Origin of the sequence: Pelagovum sp. HNIBRBA483 (assembly GCF_040931995.1) — a bacterium.
Classification (GTDB): domain Bacteria; phylum Pseudomonadota; class Alphaproteobacteria; order Rhodobacterales; family Rhodobacteraceae; genus JAEPMR01.
On the sequence record NZ_CP162412.1, the window covers coordinates 2,770,779 to 2,794,309 of the forward strand.

General features: G+C 61.4%; 19 protein-coding genes. 11 read left to right on the forward strand and 8 right to left on the reverse strand.

Features of this window, described 5'->3' with window-relative positions:
• Positions 1-3 precede the first annotated feature (3 nt).
• From hisG to hisS, 3 genes are read right to left on the reverse strand one after another with little or no spacing between them, the layout of a single operon-like run.
• The gene (hisG, locus tag AB1E42_RS13590; protein WP_368344774.1) at positions 4-696 is read right to left on the reverse strand and encodes an ATP phosphoribosyltransferase; all 693 of its coding nucleotides are present in this window, start codon (positions 694-696) and stop codon (positions 4-6) included.
• Positions 693-1,781, reverse strand: a complete 1,089-nt coding sequence (locus tag AB1E42_RS13595) for an ATP phosphoribosyltransferase regulatory subunit (RefSeq protein WP_368344775.1) — start codon at positions 1,779-1,781, stop codon at positions 693-695. The genes hisG and AB1E42_RS13595 overlap by 4 nt, the downstream gene beginning before the upstream one ends.
• On the reverse strand, positions 1,778-3,409 hold the full coding sequence (gene hisS / locus AB1E42_RS13600; RefSeq protein ID WP_368344776.1) for a histidine--tRNA ligase: 1,632 nt from the start codon (positions 3,407-3,409) through the stop codon (positions 1,778-1,780). Before hisS ends, AB1E42_RS13595 begins: the two co-directional genes overlap by 4 nt.
• A 112-nt stretch (positions 3,410-3,521) precedes the next feature.
• Here hisS and AB1E42_RS13605 point away from each other — a divergent pair, with 112 nt between their 5' ends.
• A complete protein-coding gene (locus AB1E42_RS13605; RefSeq protein ID WP_368344777.1) occupies positions 3,522-3,725 on the forward strand; it encodes a SlyX family protein in 204 nt (67 codons plus the stop codon).
• Entirely contained in the window at positions 3,719-4,408 is a 690-nt protein-coding gene (locus AB1E42_RS13610) for a hypothetical protein (RefSeq protein ID WP_368344778.1), read from the forward strand. Before AB1E42_RS13605 ends, AB1E42_RS13610 begins: the two co-directional genes overlap by 7 nt.
• Here the strand turns inward: AB1E42_RS13610 and AB1E42_RS13615 are convergent, their stop codons facing one another.
• The 3 genes from AB1E42_RS13615 to dnaE all read right to left on the reverse strand — a co-directional run bounded on the left by AB1E42_RS13615 (position 4,409) and on the right by dnaE (position 10,645).
• Positions 4,409-5,329 (reverse strand): 1-acyl-sn-glycerol-3-phosphate acyltransferase, encoded by a 921-nt coding sequence (locus AB1E42_RS13615; RefSeq protein ID WP_368344779.1) that lies wholly within the window; start codon positions 5,327-5,329, stop codon positions 4,409-4,411.
• Positions 5,330-5,449: 120 nt separating this feature from the next.
• The gene (locus tag AB1E42_RS13620; protein ID WP_368344780.1) at positions 5,450-7,093 is read right to left on the reverse strand and encodes a hypothetical protein; all 1,644 of its coding nucleotides are present in this window, start codon (positions 7,091-7,093) and stop codon (positions 5,450-5,452) included.
• Positions 7,094-7,144: 51 nt separating this feature from the next.
• Entirely contained in the window at positions 7,145-10,645 is a 3,501-nt protein-coding gene (gene dnaE, locus AB1E42_RS13625) for a DNA polymerase III subunit alpha (RefSeq protein WP_368344781.1), read from the reverse strand.
• Between the two features lie 297 nt (positions 10,646-10,942).
• Between dnaE and xdhA the strand changes: the two genes are divergently transcribed.
• From xdhA to AB1E42_RS13660, 7 genes are read left to right on the forward strand one after another with little or no spacing between them, the layout of a single operon-like run.
• Positions 10,943-12,307: a xanthine dehydrogenase small subunit gene (gene xdhA, locus AB1E42_RS13630; protein ID WP_368344782.1), complete on the forward strand. Its 1,365-nt coding sequence runs from the start codon at positions 10,943-10,945 to the stop codon at positions 12,305-12,307.
• Complete coding sequence (gene xdhB, locus AB1E42_RS13635; RefSeq protein ID WP_368344783.1) at positions 12,304-14,604, forward strand: xanthine dehydrogenase molybdopterin binding subunit; 2,301 nt, start codon at positions 12,304-12,306, stop codon at positions 14,602-14,604. Before xdhA ends, xdhB begins: the two co-directional genes overlap by 4 nt.
• Positions 14,601-15,551, forward strand: a complete 951-nt coding sequence (gene xdhC, locus AB1E42_RS13640; RefSeq protein WP_368344784.1) for a xanthine dehydrogenase accessory protein XdhC — start codon at positions 14,601-14,603, stop codon at positions 15,549-15,551. The genes xdhB and xdhC overlap by 4 nt, the downstream gene beginning before the upstream one ends.
• Positions 15,532-17,055: an ABC transporter ATP-binding protein gene (locus AB1E42_RS13645; protein ID WP_368344785.1), complete on the forward strand. Its 1,524-nt coding sequence runs from the start codon at positions 15,532-15,534 to the stop codon at positions 17,053-17,055. Before xdhC ends, AB1E42_RS13645 begins: the two co-directional genes overlap by 20 nt.
• Positions 17,042-18,127, forward strand: a complete 1,086-nt coding sequence (locus AB1E42_RS13650; RefSeq protein ID WP_368344786.1) for an ABC transporter permease — start codon at positions 17,042-17,044, stop codon at positions 18,125-18,127. Before AB1E42_RS13645 ends, AB1E42_RS13650 begins: the two co-directional genes overlap by 14 nt.
• Entirely contained in the window at positions 18,127-19,041 is a 915-nt protein-coding gene (locus AB1E42_RS13655; RefSeq protein ID WP_368344787.1) for an ABC transporter permease, read from the forward strand. Before AB1E42_RS13650 ends, AB1E42_RS13655 begins: the two co-directional genes overlap by 1 nt.
• Before the next feature lie 33 nt (positions 19,042-19,074).
• Entirely contained in the window at positions 19,075-20,151 is a 1,077-nt protein-coding gene (locus AB1E42_RS13660; RefSeq protein ID WP_368344788.1) for a BMP family ABC transporter substrate-binding protein, read from the forward strand.
• Between the two features lie 56 nt (positions 20,152-20,207).
• On the opposite strand, the gene AB1E42_RS13665 is transcribed toward AB1E42_RS13660, so the two are convergent.
• Positions 20,208-21,311 carry a hypothetical protein gene (locus AB1E42_RS13665; RefSeq protein ID WP_368344789.1) on the reverse strand — a complete coding sequence of 368 codons (1,104 nt, stop codon included), beginning with the start codon at positions 21,309-21,311 and terminating at the stop codon, positions 20,208-20,210.
• 66 nt (positions 21,312-21,377) lie between these two features.
• Positions 21,378-22,364: a hypothetical protein gene (locus AB1E42_RS13670; RefSeq protein ID WP_368344790.1), complete on the reverse strand. Its 987-nt coding sequence runs from the start codon at positions 22,362-22,364 to the stop codon at positions 21,378-21,380.
• A gap of 288 nt (positions 22,365-22,652) precedes the next feature.
• On the opposite strand from AB1E42_RS13670, the gene AB1E42_RS13675 reads away from it, so the two are divergent.
• On the forward strand, positions 22,653-22,937 hold the full coding sequence (locus AB1E42_RS13675; RefSeq protein WP_368344791.1) for a hypothetical protein: 285 nt from the start codon (positions 22,653-22,655) through the stop codon (positions 22,935-22,937).
• A 3-nt stretch (positions 22,938-22,940) separates the two neighbouring features.
• Entirely contained in the window at positions 22,941-23,528 is a 588-nt protein-coding gene (locus AB1E42_RS13680; protein ID WP_368344792.1) for a hypothetical protein, read from the forward strand.
• Positions 23,529-23,531 lie beyond the last annotated feature (3 nt).

Consider the following 23,531-nt stretch of genomic DNA (forward strand, 5'->3'; position numbering starts at 1 on the left):
GGCTCAGACGCCCAGCACTTGCTCCAGATTCCGCCAAATGTCGCGGTTGTCCCCGTCCCAATCCGCCGCGCGGCTTTTGAACAGTGTCGCTTGGCTTGAATGGATCAATCCGTCTGACAGGATTTTCAACCCGTTCGCACGCAATGTCTCTCCGGTCGAGGTGATATCCGCAATCGCCTCGGCCGTTTCGTTGCGCACGGTGCCTTCGGTGGCGCCTTGGCTATCGACCAACTGGTAATCGGCCACACCATTGGCTTGCAGGAAATCCCGCACCAGCCGGTGATACTTCGTGGCAATCCGCAAGCGGAATCCGTGCGCTCTACGAAACGCCGCCGCAGCCGCGTCGAGGTCATCAAGCGTATCCACATCAACCCAGAAATTCGGCACCGCGATAATCAGGTCAGCACCGCCAAACCCCATCGGTGCCACTTCCTTGACCCGCGCACCCCAATTCGCCAGCTTCTCGCGCACCAGATCAGAGCCCGTCACCCCTAGATGAATGCGGCCAGCGGCCAGTTCACGGGGGATTTCGCCAGCCGACAGGAGCACCAGCTCGACACCCTCTACCCCTTCGACCACGCCAGAATATTCCCGTTCCGATCCGGTCTTGGCGAGCGCAACGCCCCGTGATCCGAACCAGTCAAAGGTCTTTTCCATCAGCCGCCCCTTGGACGGCACACCGAGCTTGATCGTCATGCCGCGCCCTCCCCGAGGCTCACAACCACCTCCGGCCGGATCACCGCGCCAACGGCAGGTACAGCACGCCCCTGCCCAAGAACCCGCGTCAGCGCATCATAGCGCCCGCCCGTCGCTACCGGCGGCAGGTCGGGCCTGTCAGCCGCATAGAAACCAAAGACAAAGCCGTCATAATACTCCATCGACGTGCGCCCGTAGCTGCCTTCGAACTCCAGCGTCGCCACGTCGATGCCACGCGCCGCCATAGCTTCAAGGCGCTCTTCCAAGCGATCCACCGCAGCGCCGATGGCAGGCAGATCCACCGCAATATCACGCAAGTTCGCCAGCACGTTTTGCGCCGTTTCCCTGAGCGAGAGGATCATATCGAGCAGAGAGATCTCCTCAGCAGAAATCGGGGACAGCGCCGTGTCCTGCCGCAGCGCATCGATCCGCTTTTCCACCTCACCACGGCTCCGAAGGCCAAATTCCGCGCCAGAACCGGCGAACGGATCATCCGCGTTCAGCAGCGCTATACGGCTCGCAGGTGGAGCGATCTTTCCACCAAAGCGATCCAACAGCGCCCTGAACCTCCGCGGCCGCCACAAATGACGCATCAGCGCGGCTTTGCGGGCCTCGCTGGTTGCCAGCCCGCTCACAGCGGCCATCAAAATCCCGAAATCCCCCGTTGCCGCCCGCAGCGACAAACCGTCGAGCGCCTTGGCGATCACCGCGAACACTTCCGCATCCGCCTGCGCAGGGGCTTTACCGTCAAACACCTCGTAACCCACCTGCAAGAATTCATGCGGTCGACGCTCGTCGCTTTCCTGTTTGCGGAACACTTCGCCGCAATAGGTATAGCGGGCAGGCTCCGCCTGACTTTCCATATGCATCTGCACCACCGGCACGGTGAAATCGGGCCGCAGCATCAACTCGCCCGCCAGCGGATCAGCCGTCACATAGGCCCGCGCGCGGATGTCCTCACCATATAGGTCCAAGAGCGTATCGGCGGGCTGCAATATCGCCGCTTCCACCGGCAGCGCTCCCGCCGCCGCGAACTGCGCGGCGATCCGCGCCGCTTCCGCCCGTCCTGCCGCCGAAATGGTCACGATCCACCCTGCCCGTCGAGGATTTCCCGTACCTTCGCCACCAGATCACCCCGCGCGACCTCGTATTGGCTCGGGCGGTCTTTCCATTCGTCAAGGCTGGCGCTCTTGGCGATTTCGGCACCAAGGATCAAATCCTTGATCTGCACCACGCCGGCATCCTTTTCCGCCGTGCCTTCGATCACCGCCACCGGCGCATTGCGCTTGTCGGCGTATTTCAACTGGTTGCCAAAGTTCTTCGGATTGCCCAGATAGACCTCGGCCCGAATGCCCGCATTGCGCAGCTCGGCCACCATCGCCTGATAGTCGGCCATCCGGTCACGATCCATCACGGTAACAACCACCGGCCCCTGCGCCGCATCCGCTCCGATCCGCCCCTTCGCCCGCAGCGCAGCAAGCAAACGGTCCACCCCGATGGATACACCCGTCGCAGGCACTTCCTGCCCCGTGAAGCGTTTCACCAGATCATCATAGCGCCCGCCACCAGCGACCGAGCCGAACTGCCGCGGGCGGCCCTTTTCATCGAGGATTTCAAAGGTCAGCTCCGCTTCGAACACAGGGCCGGTATAATAGCCAAGGCCGCGGACGACAGAGGGGTCGACCCGAATTCGATCTGCACCATAGCCTTGCGCCTGCAACAGTTCGAACATTTCGCGAAGTTCTTCGACGCCAGAGAACCCAATATCCGAAGACCCAACAATATCTCTCAGGTGGTTGAAGACGCGAGAGTTCCAGATCGAAAGTGCTTCTGGGTCAGATGAAACGGGATCGTCTTTGAACTCAGGCGAAACGCAATAGCGCGCGCGATCCAATTGCTCGCCCCGTCCTGCATTTCCCTCGTCGTATGCTTGGCTTGCTTCTAAGGAAAGCTTGTTCTGAACGAAAGCAAAGTAGTTGATGAAGCCAAGAACTGGGGCCATTTCCGCATCGCTCAAGCCAACCCCGTCAATATACGCGCCCGAGGCATCAAGCCGCCCCTTGCCCAAAAGCTGGCGCACACCGTCCTCGCCCACCTTGTCGAACTTGTCGATGGTGCGCAGAACAGCATCCTTGCGATCCTGATCGTCGCCAAGGCCCATCGCCTCCAGCACGCCGTTCAGCACCTTGCGGTTATTGACACGGACCACATAATCTCCGCGCGGAATGCCAACGGTTTCCAGCGTATCGCTGAGCATCGCGCAAATCTCGGCGTCAGCAGCGACGCTCGGCGCGCCAACGGTATCTGCATCGCATTGATAGAACTGCCGAAACCGCCCCGGCCCCGGCTTTTCGTTGCGCCAGACAGGCCCCATCGCATAGCGGCGGTAGGGCGTCGGCAGGTCGTTGCGGTACTGTGCATAAACCCGCGCCAGCGGCGCGGTCAGGTCATAGCGCAGCGCCACCCAGTCGCTGTCATCCTCCTGCCAAGCAAAGACACCCTCGTTCGGGCGGTCCACATCCGGCAGGAATTTCCCCAAAGCTTCGACAGTTTCCACCGCGCTCGATTCCAGCGCATCGAAGCCGTAGCGATGATACACGCCCGCAATCTGTTGCAGCATCTCGGCGCGCTCTGTCACCTCAGCGCCAAAATAATCGCGAAAGCCCTTTGGCGTAATCGCCTTGGGCCGGGGCTGTTTCTTCTGCTTTGCCATCGGAACCTCAGGTCTTGGTCGCGCCAGCCTTTACCCTGCATGGCGATGCGGGGCAACGGGCGATGCCGCTGATTCCGCTTGTGGAAAGGGCAAAACTGGTTATCTCAGGATCATGACCGATATTACCGCCCTCGAAGAACGGATCGCCCACCTCACCCGCATGGTCGAAGACCTCTCCGACGAGGTTGCCCGCCAGGCTAAGGAACTGGCCATTACCTATCGCCGTGTCGAGGTCTTGATGGAGCGCGAGGCTGAACGCGAGATCGCCGATTCCAGCTCCGTACCGCTCGCGGATCAGAAGCCCCCGCATTGGTAGCGTACGTTATGATCCGTCTGCGCCCCTTGCTGTTACTCTTTGCTGGCCTCGCCGCCACCCCGCTGACCGCCGAGCCGCAGAGCTTTAACTTCAAGGGTTTCGGCGCGGATGTCGGGCGCATGACCCTCAATATCGCAGCCGATGGCGCACATTGGCTCGACTCTCAAACCGACAACATGCCCTTCGGCTTCCTCAATGGAACCTATGTCGCGCGAACGGATTTGCAGCGTGGCGTCGGCAATCGCAGTTTCCTTGCGGACAGGATCGCCGCAGATGGCGATACCCGCTACTACCGTTTGGCCTTTTCGGGCGACACTGTCACCGAAACCGTGATCAAACCCGCCGCCGACCTGACCGAGATGAGCGATATTACACGCATCGATCGCCCGGTTGCCTCGCCGCTCGAAGCACTTGTGTCGCTGTTCGACCTCTCCCGCTGCGGCGAAACGCGGTCCTTCTACGATGGTCGCCGGATCGTCGACATCACCCTCTCACCACCCGAGCCTGAAGGTGAAAACAGCGTCTGCAAAGGCCGCTATGAAATCGTCGCAGGGCCGGGGCATGGTGGAATCGTCGGCCTGAAAGACCTGCCACTGACGCTCACATTCGATGGTGAAGGCACGCTCCAGCGGATCGCCACGCGGCTCCTGTTCTTCCGCGTCGCAGCTGAGCGCGTCGAGTGATCAGCCGCCCTGCGAGGGCGACGGCGATGGCACAGCACCCGCATAGCCGCGCCGCCGTTCAAGCGCCGGATCAAGCGGTGTTTTAGAGACTCGCAGCAAACCCTCCAAGGCAAAGCCTTCAGGCGGCAGGTTCAGCGTCGCTGTCTGCAAATGCTTGATCGCATCATCAGGATTGCGCGGCAACGACTCAGATGAGATCGGCGCCCCGATGGTGACTTTGAAGGGTTCTTTGCCCTTGTTCAGCAGTTCGTAAAACAGCGTGATGTCGCGCAAGGTTGGGTGCAAAAAGTCAAAAAGATAGAACAACCACGAGTTCTTCGCCTGCACATTAACCGGCACCACCGGCACCTTGTATTTGCGCGCGATTGTCGCGGCTCCTGCCATCCATTCCCGCTCGTGCAGCCACCGGCCACGGCGCTTGGCAATCCGGCCAGAGGGGAAAATCACGCACAGCGCATTCGCATCATACGCGCTCTTATAGGCTTCGAGCGTCTTGCGCATCGCCGACATGCTGCGCTTCTGGGTACGCCACTCGACCGGAATAACGATCTGCTCAAACTGCGGCAGAACGCGATTAATGTCTCCATTGGCAAAATAACGCACATCCTTGCGCACCTTGCCGAACACATGTTCGAGCACGATCCCGTCACCGATGCCGGTAGGGTGGTTCGCAACGATCAGCACCGGCCCGTCTTGGGGCAGGTTCTCCAACCCCGAAATCTCGACCTTCCGCGCGATCAGTTCTTCCAGTTCGCGCATGATTCCGTCTAGCGGCAGATCCTTGTAGCGGTTTCCCCGCTCAAGCGTCCGGTCGTAATCCAGCAGCAGCTCTAGGCTCCGCTTGATCACGCCGACATACCACTTGCCATTGTACAGCCACGGAGCGCGCTCCTTGATCAGCGTATCGACACGTTCTTTCAAGTCAGACCCCGATGTGGTGCGTTGCTTCGCGCTCTCTCTACCCTGCATCCCTCTAAACACCAAGTGCGCAGAGCGGCTTTTCGCCGTTTATCAGGGGTTTTTACATGTTTGACACAAAACTCAGAACCAGCCCAACCGGCGTTCCCAGTGCAGCGCCACGCCAAAATCAGCGCTCCCGCGCGCCAGAACCGAGCCGATCCCCTCGCGCCCTGCCGCATTGGTGGCAAAGGCTTCGACGCTTAGCGGGGTGCCCGCCAGATCATGCCGCACGCCCACGGCCCAAACATCGCCATGCGCAGGGCCAGTGTAGCTGTACTCGCCCATTACCACCGTCCGCTCGCCCAGCGCCACCGAAGCGCCAAGACCAATTCCGTAGCGCCCGCCATAACCTGTTGCGCCATAGCGCGGGTTGAGCACCAGTTGCCCCCAGTCGCCAAACTCCCGCGCCGCCATCGCCTCGCCAAAGATCACGCCGGTGGTGGGCTTGCGGATGTCACGCCCCACCAACGTGCGAAAGCCAAGGCTCACAGGATGCCCATAGCGCTGATCCATCGCCTGCCAGCGCCCACCGATCTGGTAGCGCAGATCCTCCACCGCCGCAGATCGGAAACCCGTCGCGGCATCAATCGCGTATTGCTCCAGCGTCACATCATACTGGATATCAGGATCGGTGGTAAAATACCCCGACACCGCATAATTCCCGCTCGCGGTATAGGATGCCCGCACCCGCAGTTGATCGGGCGCCAAAGTTTGTGGGCTGGTAATGGTGATCCCATCGGCAAAGCCCTCCGGCCGCAGCGCCGCCACGCGGTCTTCGACAAACGGCGCATAGCGGGGGATCGGCTCATCACGGCGGCTTGGCACATAGCTCAGCACCAACCCGAAGGAAGGGTTTTGCTTGTCCGCGAAAAACAGCATGTCATCGGTGATCGGCGAGACGCCAAAGCCATTGGTCGCATAAAGGTCCAGCGCCATTTGCGGCGTCAGCGCCCAGCGCCCGCCCAGCGACCACAGCATCTGCGGATCGGTTGCGCTCGGCGCATCAATCGCGGCCGATCCCAGCTCACGCCGCACACCCTTCGCGCCCGCATGGAGGAAGAGCCTGTCCACCGGCTGCCAGATCACGCTTGCGCCAGCGGTCAGCCGTTTGCCAAATCCTGTTTCGCCCTGCTGGGTATCTGGCAGGAAGGTCACGCCCGCATCCGCGCCCAGCGCCCAACGCTCGGTCAGCCGCCATGTCACCGGCAGGCTCACCCCGAACCCATAGGTCTGTCGCCCCTTGGCGGTGTTATCCGGCCCGCCCGCGCGATAGAAACCGGCCTCCGCAGCCACCCGCAGCGCCGCTGACAACGTTTCACTCTCGGTCAGCGGAAATTTCAAATCCCCCCCAAACGAGAAATAGGTGATGTTGGTCATCCGCCCGTTGATCGGCGTATTGGGCGGGTCGTCGAATACCTGAATATTCCACGCCGCTTGTGGCTGGTTGCCATGCCGCCAACGCGCGCCGCCAAAATAGGTCTGCTTGCCAGTGCCGGAGGTCGTGTTCGGCGCCGTCTGCTGCGACCCAACATAACCCTTGAACGTATCGGGCGGCAGCAACACGCCGGTATCCACACCCGCCAAATGCTCGGGGAACTCCTCAAAAGGGAAATTCGGATCGGCAAAGGCGATCCCGCTTGCGGTAACGATCCCCGCAACGGCTGCGGCAACAAAGCGAATGAAAGGCATAATACTCAACCGGCAGTCATGAACTGACAGCTTCATGCGCCACCAGCCCACCGAAGGCAACCACCCGCTGTCATAAAGCCGAGGTGATCAGACCTCCTCAACCTCCAATACCCCGCCCAAACTGCGTAAGGCCCCCTTGATCTGCGGATTCACGGGGAACTCCTGCCCCAGATCAATCTCCACCTCACCGGGCAGACCATGCCCCATCAAGCAGAAATAGACCGGCCCACGCCCGCCGCGCACTTTGTCGCGCGCCGCGTTTTGCAGCACCGTCGCCACCGTCGTAATCGCGCCCTCTTCTTCGATGAACACCCGCAAACCGCTGCTTCCAGCATCCGCCACAGCCACGTCAATGGGGGATACCGAGCGCGCCAAAAGCTTCAGTTGGTCGCTCTCCATCGTGGCTTCCACCTGCAAAACCACCTGCGAACCCGTCTCCAGATGATCGCGGCATGCCTCCAACGTGTCAGAGAACATGGTCACTTCATACTGCCCTGTCGGATCGGACAGCTGCACAAAGGCAAAGCGATTGCCCCGCGCCGATTTGCGCTCCTGCCGCCCCGCGATCGTGCCAGCCATCTTGACGATACAGGCACCACGCTCGGCCTTCGCTGTCACCTCATCGAGGGTCAGCACACCCTTACGCTTCAACGGCGCGATGTAATCATCCAGCGGGTGGCCGGAGAGGTAGAAGCCAATCGCCTTGAATTCCTCCGCCAACCGCTCAGCCGGCAACCAGTCATCCCGATTGGGTAGGCGCGGCTCGGGCAGGTCGTCGCCCGCCTCGCCAAACAGCGACACCTGATTCGAGGATTTCTGCTCATGCACCGCCGCCGAATAGGCTGCCAGCGCATCAAGGCTCTCGAACACCCGCCGCCTGTTACTGTCGAGCTGGTCAAACGCACCGGCCCGCGCCAGCATCTCCAGTGGCCGCTTACCGATCCGCTTGATATCCACCCGCCGCGCAAAATCGAAGAGGTTCACGAAAGGCCGCTCCCCGCGCCCCTCCACGATCAGCCGCATTGCCTCGACGCCAACGTTCTTCAGCGCGCCCAGCGCATAAACGAGCTTGCCCTCCTCCACGTCAAACGTCGCCTGCGAGCGGTTCACGCATGGCGGGATGTAATCCAGCTCCAGTCCCTTTTTCACCTCTTGAAAGTAAACGCCCAGCTTGTCGGTCAGATGAATATCGCAGTTCATCACACCCGCCATGAACTCGACCGGATGGTTCGCCTTGAGCCATGCCGTCTGGTAGCTCACCACCGCATAGGCCGCCGCGTGGGATTTGTTGAAGCCGTAGTTGGCGAATTTTTCGAGCAGGTCGAAAACCTCGGTGGCCTTCTTATTGTCGACCCCGTTCGCCTTCGCCCCTTCAACGAACTTCGGCCGCTCGGCGTCCATCGCCTCTTTGATCTTCTTACCCATCGCGCGGCGCAAAAGGTCTGCACCGCCAAGGCTATAACCCGCCATCACCTGCGCGATTTGCATCACCTGCTCCTGATAGACGATGATGCCCTGCGTCTCCTCCAGAATATAGTCGATGGTCGGGTGAATGGATTGCAGCTCTTTCTGCCCGTTCTTCACCTCGCAATAGGTGGGGATGTTCTCCATCGGACCCGGGCGATAGAGCGCCACAAGCGCCACGATATCCTCGATGCAGGTGGGCTTCATGCGCTTGAGCGCATCCATCATGCCCGAGCTTTCCACCTGAAACACCGCCACCGTCTTGGCGCTGGAATAGAGCTTGTAGGTCTTTTCATCATCGAGGGGGATTTGCCCGATGTCATTCTCGGCCCCCTCGAACGGCTCGTAGATGGTGCTGCCATCCTCGGCCACATGCAGCGGGCGGCCCGATTTATGGATCAGGTTGATCGCGTTCTGCACCACCGTCAGCGTCTTGAGGCCCAGAAAGTCGAACTTCACCAGCCCCGCCTGCTCGACCCATTTCATGTTGAACTGCGTCGCGGGCATGTCAGAGCGCGGGTCTTGATAGAGCGGCACCAGCTCGTCGAGCGCACGATCACCGATCACCACGCCCGCAGCGTGGGTCGAAGCGTTCCGCAACAACCCCTCCACCTGCTGCGCATAGGTCAGCAGCCGGTCAACAACCTCCTCGTTGCGCGCCTCTTCTCGCAGGCGCGGCTCGTCTTGCAACGCCTTGGCGATGGAAACAGGCTTCACCCCCTCCACAGGGATCATCTTTGAAAGCCGGTCCACCTGCCCATAGGGCATTTGCAGCACCCGCCCCACATCCCGCACAGCGGCCTTCGATAGCAGCGCGCCGAATGTGATGATCTGCGCCACTTTCTCGCGGCCGTATTTCTCCTGCACATACTGGATCACCTCCTCCCGGCGATCCATGCAGAAGTCGATATCGAAGTCCGGCATCGACACACGTTCAGGGTTCAGAAAGCGCTCGAACAGCAGCGAATAGCGTAGCGGATCAAGGTCGGTGATCGTCAGCGCATAGGCGACGAGACTACCCGCGCCCGAACCCCGCCCCGGCCCGACCGGAATGTCGTGATCCTTGGCCCATTTGATGAAGTCCGCAACGATCAGGAAGTATCCAGGAAAGCCCATCCCCTCGATGATGCCCAGCTCGAACTCCAGCCGCTTTTCATACTCCTCAACTGAGGCCGCATGCGGAATCACCGCCAATCGCGCGGCCAGTCCTTCCTTGGCCTGACGGCGCAGTTCATCCACCTCGTCATCCGCGAACTTCGGCAGGATCGGGTCGCGCTTATAGGCTTTGAACGCACAGCGCTGGGCGATTTCAACCGTGTTTTCCAGCGCTTCGGGGAGATCGGCAAATAGCGTCGCCATCTCCTCGGTGGATTTCAAATAATGCTGCGCGGTCAACCGACGGCGCGGCTCCTGCTGATCTACATAGGCGCCTTCAGCAATACAGATCAGCGCGTCATGCGCCTCGTATAGCTCGGTTTTCGGGAAATAGGCGTCATTCGTGGCCACCAGCGGCAGGCCCATCTCGTAGGCCATTTCCACATGGCCACGTTCCGAATCCCGCTCCGCTTGCGGCAGCCCGTCCTCGGTGGGGTGTCGCTGCAACTCCACATAGAGCCGATCTGGGTAAATCCCCGCCAGCCGCTCCATCAGCGCCTGTGCCTTGGGCCGCTGCCCCATCCGCAACAGCCGCCCAACAGGACCATCCGGCCCACCGCTCAGGCAGATCAGATCCGCTGAATATTGTTGCAGATCATCCAGCGTCACATGCGGCAGCTCTCCCCCTGCATCCACATAGAGCGCAGAGTTGAGCTTCATCAGGTTCATGTAACCCACTTCCGACTGCGCCAGCAGCACCACCGGTGCCGGTGCCTCGGGCCGCTTACCCGGCTCTGGTTCCATATACTGCAGATCGACCTGACAGCCGATGATCGGCTGAATGCCCTCCTTGCTGGCGTATTCCGAGAATTCGAGCGCGCAAAACAGGTTGTTGCTGTCCGTCACAGCCACCGCAGGCTGGCCAAACGCCTTCACCATTTCTGGTAACATCTTGACGGGAATCGCCCCCTCTAGAAGCGAGTATTCCGTGTGGGTTCTGAGGTGGATAAAGCGCGGCAGACTGGTCATTCTTGCAAGCTAACCCACCCCTCGACCATCGAAAAGCGGGAATCGCACCGCTGCCACTCACCGCGCACCCTTCAGGCGAAACTTGTCTATATCATTCAACTTAATAGCTTTTTCTGCCTCTTTTTTGACTATTCGCAATTTTTTGAAGGTCTTTCTTCCATTTCTGGGTGTGACACACTTGCCTTGCGGCCAAAGTCGGGCTTTCCTGCTTGTCACAACAGGGGGCGCTGGTTTTACGTCGCATCGGACCAGCGCAAAGCGGCAAAGCCGCAAAACAGAAGGCGACAGAGATCAGGCATGACCGAGATCGCGTTTCTTCTCAACGGAGAGACCGTACGGGTTGCGGCCACCCCAACTCGTACACTCCTCGATTTTCTGCGCGAGGATCATCATCTTAAAGGCACCAAAGAAGGCTGCAACGAAGGCGATTGCGGCGCTTGCACCGTTGTTGTCAGCGATGGCAGCGGCACCCGGGCGCTCAACGCTTGCATTCTGTTCCTTCCTCAATTGCACGGCAAATCCGTCCGCACGGTCGAGGGGCTTTCCGGCCCGAATGGAGAACTGCACCCCGTGCAGGAGGCCATGGTCGCCCATCACGGCTCGCAGTGCGGTTTCTGCACACCAGGCTTTATCGCGTCGATGGTCGCCGCCCATCAGCTGGGGCGCACCGATCACGACAATGTTCTGGCAGGCAATCTCTGCCGCTGCACCGGCTATGCCCCGATCATCCGCGCGGCCGAATCCCTCGAAGGCGTGCAAGCGCCCGATTGGTTCGATGGCGATCTCCACGGCACCGACGCCGCTGAAATCGACATCGCCCCGACCACGCTCGACGCGCTCGCCTCTTGGTACGCCGATAACTCCGACGCCACGCTAATTGCAGGCGCGACCGACGTCGGCCTCTGGGTCACCAAACAGCAACGCGACCTGCCCAAGGTCGCCTTCCTCAATCAATGCGCCGAGCTGCGCGAGGTTGATCTCTCCGGCGATCTGATCCGCGTCGGCGCTGGCGTCAACATGACCACCATGCGTGAGCTGATGGAGGTCTATCATCCTTCCTATGCCGAGATGATCCGCCGCTACGCCTCCGAACAGGTGCGCAATGCCGCCACCATCGGTGGCAATATCGCCAACGGCTCCCCCATCGGGGACAACCCGCCGGTGCTGATCGCGCTGGATGCCACCCTGCACCTGCGCCACCGCGACGTGACCCGCGACCTGCCAATCGAAGATTTCTTCATCGACTACGGCAAACAGGACCGCGCGGCAGGCGAATTGGTCATCGGCGTCAGCCTGCCCAAATCCGCGCCTGCCCTGCGGGTCTACAAGCTGTCCAAGCGCTTCGATCAAGACATCTCCGCCGTCTGCGGCGCGTTTAACGTGACCATCGAGGATGGCACCGTCACCGCCGCCCGCATCGCCTTTGGCGGCATGGCAGGCACCCCCAAACGCGCCAGCGCGGTCGAGGCCGCACTCATCGGCCAACCGTGGACCGACGCCACCATCACCGCCGCACTTCACGCCTTTGCTGAGGATTTCACCCCTCTCAGCGATATGCGTGCCTCCGCCACTTACCGGCTGGAAACCGCACAAAACATGCTGCGCCGCTACTTCTACGATCTCGCCGGTCAGACGGTGAATGTGCTGGAGGTGCAGCCATGAGCGTCCACAAGCCCCTCCCCCATGACAGCGGCCCACTGCACGTCACCGGCCAAGCCCGCTATATTGATGACATCCCAGTTCCCGCTGGCACGCTGCACCTCGCCTTCGGCCTCTCGACCGTCGCACGCGGCCGCATCACCGCGCTTGATCTCGCTTCTGTGCGCGCCGCGTCAGGCGTTGTCGCGGTGCTGACGGCGGATGACCTGCCCTTCGCCAATGATGTCTCCCCCTCGATCCACGACGAGCCGCTCCTGTCGGACGGCACGGTCCATTATGTCGGTCAACCGATCTTTCTGGTGGTCGCATCCTCCCATCACGCTGCCCGCCGCGCCGCGCGGCTGGCCGAGATCAGCTATGAGGCCGAAACCCCGATCCTGACAGTGGATGACGCCCTCGCCGCCGGCAGCTATTTCGAGGATGGCCCCCGCACATGGACCAAGGGTGACGCCGATACCGCGCTCACCTCCGCCACCCACCGCCTGCAAGGGCGGCTCGAAATGGGCGGTCAGGAGCATTTCTACCTCGAAGGCCAAGCCGCCCTCGCCCTTCCACAAGAAGGCGGCGATATGGTGGTGCATTCCTCCACCCAACACCCCACCGAAATTCAGCACAAAGTGGCCGAAGCCCTTGGCGTCCCGATGAACGCTGTGCGCGTCGAAGCGCGGCGCATGGGCGGCGGCTTCGGCGGCAAAGAGAGCCAAGGCAACGCACTTGCCTGTGCCTGCGCCATTGCCGCCCGCGCCACCGGCCGCGCCTGCAAAATGCGCTATGACCGCGACGACGATATGGTCATCACCGGCAAGCGCCACGACTTCCGCATCGATTATGACGTCGGCTTCGATGACGAGGGCCGCATAACCGGCATCACCTTCGAGCAGTTCACCCGTGGCGGCTGGGCGCTCGACCTCACGATCCCCGTCGCCGACCGCGCGATGCTCCACGCAGATAACGCCTATCTGCTGGACCACGTCCGCATCACCTCTCACCGGCTCAAGACCAACACCCAATCCGCCACCGCCTATCGTGGCTTCGGTGGTCCGCAGGGCGTCTTGGGCATCGAACGGGTGATGGATCATATCGCGCATTACCTTGGCCGCGATGCGCTCTCCGTTCGGCAGACGAATTTTTATGCTCCGATGGCCGATGTCCGCGCCGGAAAGGTTACCAACAATACCACCCCCTACGGGATGGAAGTGCGCGATTTCCTCCTGCACGAAATGACCGAGCGCTTGGTGGCGCAAAGCGACTATTCCGCCCGCTGCGTCGAAATCGCAGAATGGAACGACGCCAACCCGCTGATGAAACGCGGCATCGCCTATTCTCCGGTAAAGTTCGGCATTTCATTCACCCTGACCCATCTTAATCAGGCCGGTGCGCTGGTGCATGTCTATCAAGACGGCTCGATCCACCTCAACCACGGCGGCACTGAAATGGGCCAGGGCCTTTTTCAGAAGGTAGCGCAAGTTGCCGCGTCCCGCTTCAGTGTTGATCCCTCGCTGGTGAAGATCACCGCGACCGATACCGCCAAAGTGCCCAATACATCCGCCACCGCCGCGTCATCCGGCTCTGACCTCAACGGCATGGCCGCCAAGATCGCCTGCGACACCATCCGTGACCGCATGGCCGAGGCTCTGGCTGCGCTCCACCAAACAACCGCTGACAAAGTGCAATTTAGCGATGGCCGCGTCCAGATCGGCCGCGAAAGCATGAGCTTCGCCGAGGCCGCCGCCACCTGCTATCAGAACCGCGTCAGCCTCTCGGCCACCGGCTTTTACAAAACCCCCGATCTCAGCTGGGACCGCATCGCGGGCCATGGCCGCCCGTTCTTCTACTTCGCCCATGGCGCTGCGATCACCGAGGTCGTCGTCGATACCCTTACCGGCGAGAACCGCATACTCCGTGCCGATATCCTCCATGATGTGGGCAAGAGCCTCAATCCAGCGCTCGACATCGGGCAGGTCGAAGGCGCCTATGTCCAAGGGGCAGGCTGGCTCACCACCGAAGAGCTCGTCTGGGACGATGCCGGCCGCCTGCGCACCCATGCGCCTTCCACCTACAAAATCCCCGCCTGTTCGGACCGCCCCCGCGAGTTTAACGTGGCCCTCTGGGATGGCGAAAACCCCGAAGCCACGATCTACCGCTCCAAAGCAGTGGGCGAGCCGCCCTTCATGCTGGGCATTTCCGCCTATCTTGCGCTTTCCAATGCGGCCACCGCCTGCGGCCCGAACTACCCCGATCTCCGCGCGCCCGCCACGGCGGAGAACCTCCTCGCCGCAATCAAACGGGCACGCGGATGAGCTTTGACCGTGACACCCTCGCGGCTGCGGTCGCGGATCATGGCACGGTGGTCCGCATCCTTGTGCTGCGCAGCGCCGGTTCCGCCCCGCGCGACGGTGGCACCTCCATGCTCGTCTGGGCCGACGGCATGTCCGGCACCATCGGCGGCGGCACGCTCGAGTGGCAGGCCATTACTGAGGCCCTTACATTGCTGAACAGCGACAACGCAATACAACACCGCACGCTCCCGCTCGGCCCCGCGCTCGGCCAATGCTGCGGCGGCGCAGTCACCCTCGTCTGGGAACGGTTCAACGCCGCCACCCTGCCGCAGCACTTCCCCTTCGCCCGCCCTCTGCAACAGGGCGCAGCCATGCCCGCGAGCCTCACCCGCCGCCTGCCGCATCTGGGCGACAGCTTCGCCCCGTTCGAGCAAGACGGCTGGATCGTCGAATCCGCTTTGCCACAAGGCCGCCCGCTCTGGGTCTGGGGCGCAGGTCATGTGGGCCGCGCGCTTGTCGATGTGCTGGCCCCGCTGCCCGATCTTTCCATCACATGGGTCGACACCGCCCGCGAACGGTTCCCCGCGCATATCCCTGAGGGTGTCACGATCCTCCCCGCAGCTGAGCCTACGCGCCTCACCCCGCATGCGCCTCGCGACGCGGATCATATCGTGCTCACCTACAGCCACGAGCTGGACCTTGCGCTCTGCTACGCGCTTCTCGGCCACGGCTTCGCCAGCCTCGGCCTGATCGGTTCCGCCACAAAATGGGCGCGCTTCCGCAGTCGCCTTGCCGCACTCGGCCACAGTCACGAACAAATTGCGCGTATCGCTTGCCCCATCGGGGACCCGTCATTAGGAAAACACCCGCACGCCATCGCGCTCGGGGTCGCAACAAGCCTGCTCAGACAGGTGCAAAAACAAACAGATAACAGGGGGACGTTATCCAGTGAGAGAGACACTGCTTGAACTCGACGGCCTGACCAAGGCCTATCCGGGGGTCGTCGCCAACAGCGATGTCTCCTTCCAGATCGGCAAGGGTGAGGTCCACGCGCTCTTGGGCGAAAACGGCGCTGGAAAGTCCACGCTGGTCAAAACGATCTACGGCCTCGTCAAGCCCGACACCGGCACGATGACCCTCGAAGGCAAGCCCTTCGCCCCCGCCGAACCACGCTCCGCCCGCGCCTCCGGTATCGCGATGGTGTTCCAGCATTTCTCGCTTTTTGACGCGCTCGACGTGGCCGAGAATATCGCCCTTGGCATGGAAAACCCGCCCGCAATGGGCGATCTGGCCGACCGCATCCGTGACGTGTCCGAAACCTATGGCCTGCCGCTTGATCCTTCGCGGATCGTCGGCGATCTCTCCGCCGGTGAGCGTCAGCGGGTCGAAATCATCCGCTGCCTTCTACAAGACCCCAAGCTCCTGATCATGGACGAACCCACCTCCGTGCTCACCCCGCAAGAGGTCGAGATCCTGTTCGAGACGCTCCGGCTCCTCTCGTCTGAAGGCACCGCCATCCTCTACATTTCCCACAAGCTCGAAGAGATCCGCGCCCTGTGCGAAAGCGCCACGATCCTGCGTTTGGGCAAGGTCGTCGGCACCTGTGACCCGCGCCAGACATCGGCCCGCGAAATGGCCGAGATGATGGTCGGCTCCACCCTCCATACCCCCGAGCGCGAGGCCAAAGACCCAGGCGAGGTCGTACTCTCGATCAAATCGCTCTCCGCCCCCGCGCCGCACCGCTTCGGCACGGCGCTCAAGGACATCTCCATTGATGTCCGCGCCGGCGAAGTGCTCGGTATCGGCGGCGTCGCGGGCAACGGTCAGGACGAACTCGTCGCCGCCCTCTCCGGCGAGATGCGCACTGGTGCGGGCATGGTATCGCTCAACGGCCAGTCGATCGGCCACCTGATGCCCAATGCCCGCCGCGCGCGCGGCCTCTGCGCCGCGCCGGAGGAGCGCAACGGCCATGCCGCCGCCCCCGATATGAGCCTGACCGAGAATGCCACCCTCACCGGCACCGTCCGCATGGGGCTCACCAAGAACGGCTTCGTCCAATGGCACAAGGCCCGCAGCTTTGCCGAAGAGGTGATAAAGGCCTTTGATGTCCGCACCCCCGGCCCCGACAATGCGGCGCGGTCGCTCTCCGGTGGCAACCTGCAAAAATTCGTCATCGGCCGCGAAATCATGCAAAAACCCCGCGTGTTTGTGGTCAACCAGCCCACATGGGGCGTCGATGCTTCCGCCGCCGCTGCGATCCGGCAGGCGCTCCTTGATCTGGCCGCCGACGGCGCAGCCGTCGTGGTGATCTCCCAAGACCTCGACGAATTGATGGAAATTTCTGACCGCTTCGCCGCTCTCAACGGTGGTGCCCTGTCAGCCCCGCGCCCCGCCCAAGGCCTGACGGTCGAAGAGATCGGCCTGATGCTCGGCGGCGCTCATGATATGGAGGTGGCCCATGTTGAGGCTTGAGAAACGCCCCCAGCCCTCACAGGTATGGACCTACACCACCCCGCTTCTGGCGGTCGCGATCACCATGGTTATGGGCGGCATCCTGTTCGCCGCACTGGGCAAAGACCCCCTGATCGCCATCCGCACCATCTTCTGGGATCCGATGTTCGGCCAGTTCGCCAGCTACTCGCTGCCGCAACTTCTGGTCAAAGCCGGCCCGCTGATGCTCATCGCCATTGGCCTGTCCTTCGGCTTCCGCGCGGGCGTGTGGAATATCGGCGCTGAAGGCCAGTATATCATCGGCGCGATATGCGGCGCGGCGGTGGGGCTTGCCTTCTACCCGATGGAGGCCCGCTGGCTGATCTTCCCCCTGATGATTATCGCAGGCTTTGCAGGGGGCATGCTCTGGGCGCTGATCCCCGGCTTCCTGCGGGTGCGCTTTGGCACCAACGAAATCCTTGTTTCCCTGATGCTCGTCTATGTGGCAGAGCAGCTTCTGGCCTCGATGTCGCTCGGCCTCCTCCGCAATCCAGAGGGCATGGGCTTCCCCGGCAGCCGCAACCTGGGCCAGATCACGTCGAGCCAAAACCTCGAACTCATCTCCGGCACTGGCATGCACTGGGGCGTTGTCTTTGCCTTCATCGCGGTGATCTTCGCCTATATCGCGCTCTCGCGGCATATGTTCGGCTTCAATGTCCGCCTTGCAGGGCAAAGCCCCAAGGCCGCAGCCTTCTCCGGCGTGAACCCCAAGCGCCTCGTGCTGATCTGCATGGGCCTTTCGGGTGCGCTGGCAGGTGCTGCGGGCCTGTTCGAGGTCGCTGGCCCCTCGGGCCAAGTCTCGATTGATTTCAACGTGGGCTACGGCTTCACAGCGATCATCGTGGCCTTCCTCGGAAGGCTGCATCCGGTGGGTATCCTCTTGGCGGCACTCCTGATGGCGCTGACCTATATCGGCGGCGAAATCGCCCAGCTGACCCTCGGCCTGCCCGGCGCAGCGATCCAGCTGTTTCAGGGGATGCTTCTGTTCTTCCTCCTCGCCGTGGATGTGCTGACCAACTACCGCATCGTTCTTGCCAAGTCGGAGGCCGCGTAATGGATTTCTCTTCAATCAACCCGATCCTGCTGCTGGCCTCGCTGATGGTCGCCTCCACCCCGATCCTGCTCGCCGCGATTGGCGAACTGGTGGTCGAACGCGCAGGCGTGCTGAACCTCGGCGTCGAAGGCATGATGATCACCGGCGCGGTCTGCGGCTTTGTCGTTGCCTACCACTCCGGCTCGCCTTGGCTCGGCTTCATCTGCGCGGCGCTTGGCGGCGCGGCGCTGTCCATGCTCTTCGCTTTCCTGACCCAGTTCCTCCTGTCCAATCAGGTTGCCACCGGCCTCGCGCTGACGCTTTTCGGCCTCGGCCTCTCAGCGCTCATCGGGCAAGGCTACAACGGGATCAAAGCCCCCAACTTCCCCGACTGGCATATCCCCCTTCTGGGCGACATTCCCGTCATTGGCCCAATTGTTTTCCAGCATGACCCGATGGTCTATGTTGGGCTGCTGATCGTGGGCGCTGTCTGGGCGTTTCTCAAGTATTCGCGGGCTGGCCTGATTCTGCGCGCCGTGGGTGAAAACCACGACGCGGCGCACGCATTGGGCTACAACGTCATCTTTATCCGCTTCCTTGCCATAGGCTTCGGCGGCGCCTGCGCAGGGCTTGGCGGCGCCTACATCAGCCTCGTCCGCGTGCCACAATGGACCGAGGGCATGACCGCCGGCGCTGGCTGGATTGCCCTTGCTATCGTGGTATTTGCAAGCTGGAAGCCGAGCCGTCTTTTGCTCGGTGCCTATCTATTCGGCGGAGTGACCGTCTTGCAGCTGAACCTTCAGGCAGCAGGGCTTGCGATCCCCGTCGAATATCTTTCCATGTCGCCATACCTTGCGACGATCATTGTTCTTGTCATTATGTCAGCCGGACGTGCGCCGGGATCGCTTGGCAAGATCTTCCATGCCTCGCGTTGAGGCGACCCAAGACCACCAACAGGGAGTAACAGTATGAACCTTAAATCAATCCTGACCGGCGCCACGGTTGCGCTTGGCATGTCGACGGCTGCCATCGCCGACAGCCATGTGACCAAAGTGGGCTTTGTCTACGTCGGCCCCGTCGGCGACGGCGGCTGGACCTACGAACATAACGAAGGCCGCCTCGCCGTCGAAGAGCACTTCGGCGATGCCGTCGAAACCGTTTTCGTCGAAAGCGTCCCCGAAGGCCCCGACGCAGAGCGCGTGATGACCCAGATGGCGCTCGGCGGCGCTGACCTGATCTTCACCACGTCCTTTGGCTACATGGACCCGACAATCAACGTCGCTGCCAAGTTCCCCGATGTGAAGTTCGAACACGCCACCGGCTACAAGCGCGCCGATAACGTGTCCACCTACTCGGCCCGCTTCTACGAAGGCCGCGCCGTTCAAGGTCACATCGCTGGTCAGCTGACCGAGAGCAACATCGTTGGCTACATCGGCTCTTTCCCGATTCCGGAAGTGATCCGCGGTATCAACTCCGCGTATCTCCACGCCAAGGAAGTAAACCCCGACGTTGAGTTCAAGATCGTCTGGGCCTTCACATGGTTCGATCCGGCGAAAGAAGCCGAGGCCGCCTCCGTGCTCATCGAGCAGGGCGCTGACGTGATCCTCCAGCATACCGACTCCACCGCGCCTCAGGCGGCGGCACAGGCTGCTGGCAACGTCTATACCTTTGGTCAGGCCTCCGACATGGGCGAATACGCCCCGATGCCGCGCGTGTCCTCGATCATCGATAACTGGGCACCCTACTACATCGCCCGCACCCAAGCTGTCATCGACGGCACATGGGAAAGCACCGATACTTGGGATGGCATCGGCCCGGGCATGGTCGGCATCGGCGAGATTTCCTCCGCTGTTCCGGCAGACGTGAAAGCCTCCGCCGAAGCGCTGCGCGACAGTCTGGCCTCCGGCGAATACCACGCCTTCACCGGCCCGATTAACAAGCAGGACGGCAGCGCATGGCTCGCAGAGGGCGAAACCGCAGATGACGGCACCCTTCTGGGCATGAACTTCTATGTCGAAGGCATCTCCGGCGACATTCCGCAATAAGCGGACCCGTCACCTAACAACAAAGCACCCGGGCCTCGGCTCGGGTGTTTTTGTTTCTACCAGCGGAACGGCTCGAACGAGACACCGATCACCGGCGCGCGTTCGTCGAAATAGTCGATGCTGCTGTCATTGCGCCGGTAGCCCACCTGCACTGAAAGCGCATCGGTCAGCGCATAGCTCGCTTGCAGCGACCAACCGCGATCCTCCCGCGCAATGCCGAAAATCTGGCTGCCATAGGCCCGCTGCACGCCCGCCGAAAGCGTCAAAGCGCGGTCATTCAGCTTGGTGCTATAGCTTGCTTGGAAGCCAAAGCGCTGGACATGCTGGCCGCTCACCGGCAGCCCAAACGTGGCATTCAACCCGATCTCATCACCCGCGCGTGTTTTCTGCCGCGCCGCAAAGCCCAGCGATGTCACCGCCGTATCGCCGCTAAACACGCGCTCGATCTGCGCCCCCAGCCCCGTGTAGCGGCGCGGGGCCGTCTGGAAATAGCGCGTGAATCCCGCCGTCAGGCTCCGCTGGCGGCTCTCGCTCAATTCATAGCGCGTCACCGAACGCGCCCCACAGAAATTAGCAAAGGTGTTGTCGCCCATGTAATTCTGATAGCAAAGCTGCTGGCTTTGCCCGATCACCTCAGCCCCATGCTGCGGCGCACGCGAGGCATTGAACCCCAGCGCGCCGGTAATCGTGTCGCCGCCACCCAGCCGGTAAAGCCCGCTCGCCTGAAGGCCCGCACCCACCAGTACGCCCGCCTTCCGCAAAAGGTCGGGATCGGTTTCAAAGGTGATTGCTCCAAGGGTCAGCTCATCGGAATTGTTTCCACCATTCACATTCCGCGAATAGGAAAAGATCGGCGTCACCGTCAGATCGGTGTCAAACCGCGGCAACGCACCGGGGAAACCTAATCCCTCCTCGAAACCGGCCTTCTTAAGCCGCCCGTCGGTCGTCAAAATCCCGCGCGGATCGGTCAGGCGCTCGGCGTTGATCTCATTGATCAAACAGTAATTCGCCAGCCGCGTATCCCCCGAGGCCGAGAGGCATAAATCACCCGAGTCGATACGCCCACCCGCCTCCTGCGCAAACACGGCGCCGGCCCCGCTTAGGCTTGAAAGCACAATCACAGGCGCAAAGATGCGACGGATCAGTTTTCCATAATTCATTGCAAAAAATCATCTTCTGAAAAAGCAAACGGCGGCCGGAGTCCGGCCGCCGCGATAGCAATCGGTCTACTCGGACCCGACAAACCCACCGACGAGCGACGGGCTATCGCCAATCGTATCGTAGTAGATACCGCTGACTTCGCCGTCATCGTAATAGTATCCACCTCCGCCGGAGAACTGGCCGTTCACAGCAGCCGGGGCGGTCCGATCCCCGTTATAGATCGTAAGGTCACCCGAAAGCTCCCCCGTGCCCGGATTGATGCTCAGTCCGCTGCCGCCGAGGGAGACGATACCAGCGTCAATCGAAATTGTAGCAGTGCGCGACGCGAAATCTGCGTTCAGGGTGAACGTCCCAAAGTAAGGCGTCTCTCCCTCATCACGCAAAATGGTCACAGTCGAGCCAGAGTACCTGGCGGCACCACTCGGGAGCGTGGAGCTCGTGCCTTCCGAAGCAGTCGCCCAGATGTCAACGACCTCGTCGGTAGAGTCATCAATGATCAGCGCCATCCACTGCGGATCAGAGGTATAATTCTCCTCCCAGTAATAGTAGCTGACCCGCTCGCCATCACGGGTGCCAGTGTTATAATACCATGTTCCACCTGCGATAGAACCAATAGCAGTAGGTGTCCCCGACGATGTCATCGTGCTCGCTCCGCCGCTCGGATCATCTGCCCAATTCGACTGATCGCTCAAGAAATACACGCCGCTACCATCTGCAAACCTGACTTCGAGATCAGGCCCGCTCGATCCGCCAAAGAAGTCCGACGCATCGTCGAAATCGAGGTCGGCATCATCGTCAGAATCATTCTCCCAATAATCGTCGTCGTAACCATAAACACCCGCGCTGCCCGAGCTGCCGGACCCGCCAGAGCTGCCCGTCACCGAGCCACTGCCAACGCCCACGGTGGTCCCGTCGAAAGTCAGTGCGGTATCTGTATTAAACGTCGACCCACTCGCATCCACATTCACATTACACGCGCTCAAAAGCGCCGCCGTGCCGGCAGCCAACAGCAATCGCCCGCCGTTCTTTGTCTCTAATTGATAGATCATCATCGTCTGTCCCGTTCCAACCTGTTTTCGCAACGCGAGGACTTTCTCGCGCAATCGTTTAAAGGTTAGTTCGGCACTGCGGCCCCGACACCCGCCCGAACAGGCAGGTCGGCCTCTCAAAAGAGTATCAATATGATACAAATTGGGACTCCTAGTCGGGCCATGACAATTTTGATGCCCAATCACGCTCGGAAACTCGTCAGAGTCTCCATTTGAGCGAAGCCTCGCCGTTCCTAACGTTTGCGTGAGGCAGCTATTGATCCAAACCCACCGCTCTCCTACATTTGACCCATGAAAAAGTATCTCAAACTCGCGCAAGTCCGCGCGCTATTGGCGGATATGGAAGGCGAACTTGGCCTTTCTGAACTCTCCGCCGTGGAGCGCGATGTCCTCTATGCTTTCACCGAGGCGGCAGAACGCCAATCAACGATCGCGACCAGAGATGTCATGTCCCACCCGCTGGTGACACCGATCTCCCGCCCGACCGTTTTTCGCGCGATTGACCGCCTCAAGGCCCGCGGCTTGCTCCAGCATGTCGAAGGCCGCGAGCGTGGCCTCTACACACTCACGGGCTGACCGGTGCGCGCGCTGGCCATCGAAACCTTCACCGGCTCGGTGGCCTACATTCTGGCCTTCACCCTCGTGGTATTGCTGATTGGCCCGATGCAAAGCGCGCTCATCACAATTCCGGGGACACCAAACGCGCCGGACCCGAGCCTCCTGTTCCTCCCCCATGGTGTGCGAATCCTCGCCGCATGGCTGTTCAAGTGGCGTGCCGTTGTCATTTTGCTGCCCGGTGCAGCGATCATGCACTTCGCCTTCCTCGGCAGCGCGGGCTTCTCCGGCTACGCGCTCATGCCGCTCTTTGTCGGCGTGTTCGTCGCGCCCTTCACCTTCGAACTCTTCAAACGCCTCGGCTGGAACCTATATGCCGGCACGGGCGCACCCCGCTGGCGCGGCGTGATGCTCGTGGGATTCTGCGCATCAATCCTGAACTCACTTCTCACCAACTATGCCTATGCGGCGAGCCCGTCGTCCTATTTCGGCTACCTGATCGGCGATTTCTTCGGCCTGTTCTTTGCCTTCCTGATCCTGCTCGCCGTGTTCCGCGCCTATGAGCGCCGCACGAACGTCGACCCAACAGGCGGCGCACCGAAAGAACAGTGACCG

What these genes read in the sequence shown, in the direction of transcription:
- hisG (WP_368344774.1), bottom strand. Translation starts at nt 696, where the DNA reads ATGACGATCAAGCTCGGTGTGCCGTCCAAGGGGCGGCTGATGGAAAAG.
- hisS (WP_368344776.1), bottom strand. Translation starts at nt 3,409, where the DNA reads ATGGCAAAGCAGAAGAAACAGCCCCGGCCCAAGGCGATTACGCCAAAG.
- AB1E42_RS13605 (WP_368344777.1), top strand. Translation starts at nt 3,522, where the DNA reads ATGACCGATATTACCGCCCTCGAAGAACGGATCGCCCACCTCACCCGC.
- AB1E42_RS13620 (WP_368344780.1), bottom strand. Translation starts at nt 7,093, where the DNA reads ATGAAGCTGTCAGTTCATGACTGCCGGTTGAGTATTATGCCTTTCATT.
- dnaE (WP_368344781.1), bottom strand. Translation starts at nt 10,645, where the DNA reads ATGACCAGTCTGCCGCGCTTTATCCACCTCAGAACCCACACGGAATAC.
- xdhA (WP_368344782.1), top strand. Translation starts at nt 10,943, where the DNA reads ATGACCGAGATCGCGTTTCTTCTCAACGGAGAGACCGTACGGGTTGCG.
- xdhB (WP_368344783.1), top strand. Translation starts at nt 12,304, where the DNA reads ATGAGCGTCCACAAGCCCCTCCCCCATGACAGCGGCCCACTGCACGTC.
- xdhC (WP_368344784.1), top strand. Translation starts at nt 14,601, where the DNA reads ATGAGCTTTGACCGTGACACCCTCGCGGCTGCGGTCGCGGATCATGGC.
- AB1E42_RS13650 (WP_368344786.1), top strand. Translation starts at nt 17,042, where the DNA reads ATGTTGAGGCTTGAGAAACGCCCCCAGCCCTCACAGGTATGGACCTAC.
- AB1E42_RS13655 (WP_368344787.1), top strand. Translation starts at nt 18,127, where the DNA reads ATGGATTTCTCTTCAATCAACCCGATCCTGCTGCTGGCCTCGCTGATG.
- AB1E42_RS13660 (WP_368344788.1), top strand. Translation starts at nt 19,075, where the DNA reads ATGAACCTTAAATCAATCCTGACCGGCGCCACGGTTGCGCTTGGCATG.
- AB1E42_RS13665 (WP_368344789.1), bottom strand. Translation starts at nt 21,311, where the DNA reads ATGAATTATGGAAAACTGATCCGTCGCATCTTTGCGCCTGTGATTGTG.
- AB1E42_RS13670 (WP_368344790.1), bottom strand. Translation starts at nt 22,364, where the DNA reads ATGATGATCTATCAATTAGAGACAAAGAACGGCGGGCGATTGCTGTTG.
- AB1E42_RS13675 (WP_368344791.1), top strand. Translation starts at nt 22,653, where the DNA reads ATGAAAAAGTATCTCAAACTCGCGCAAGTCCGCGCGCTATTGGCGGAT.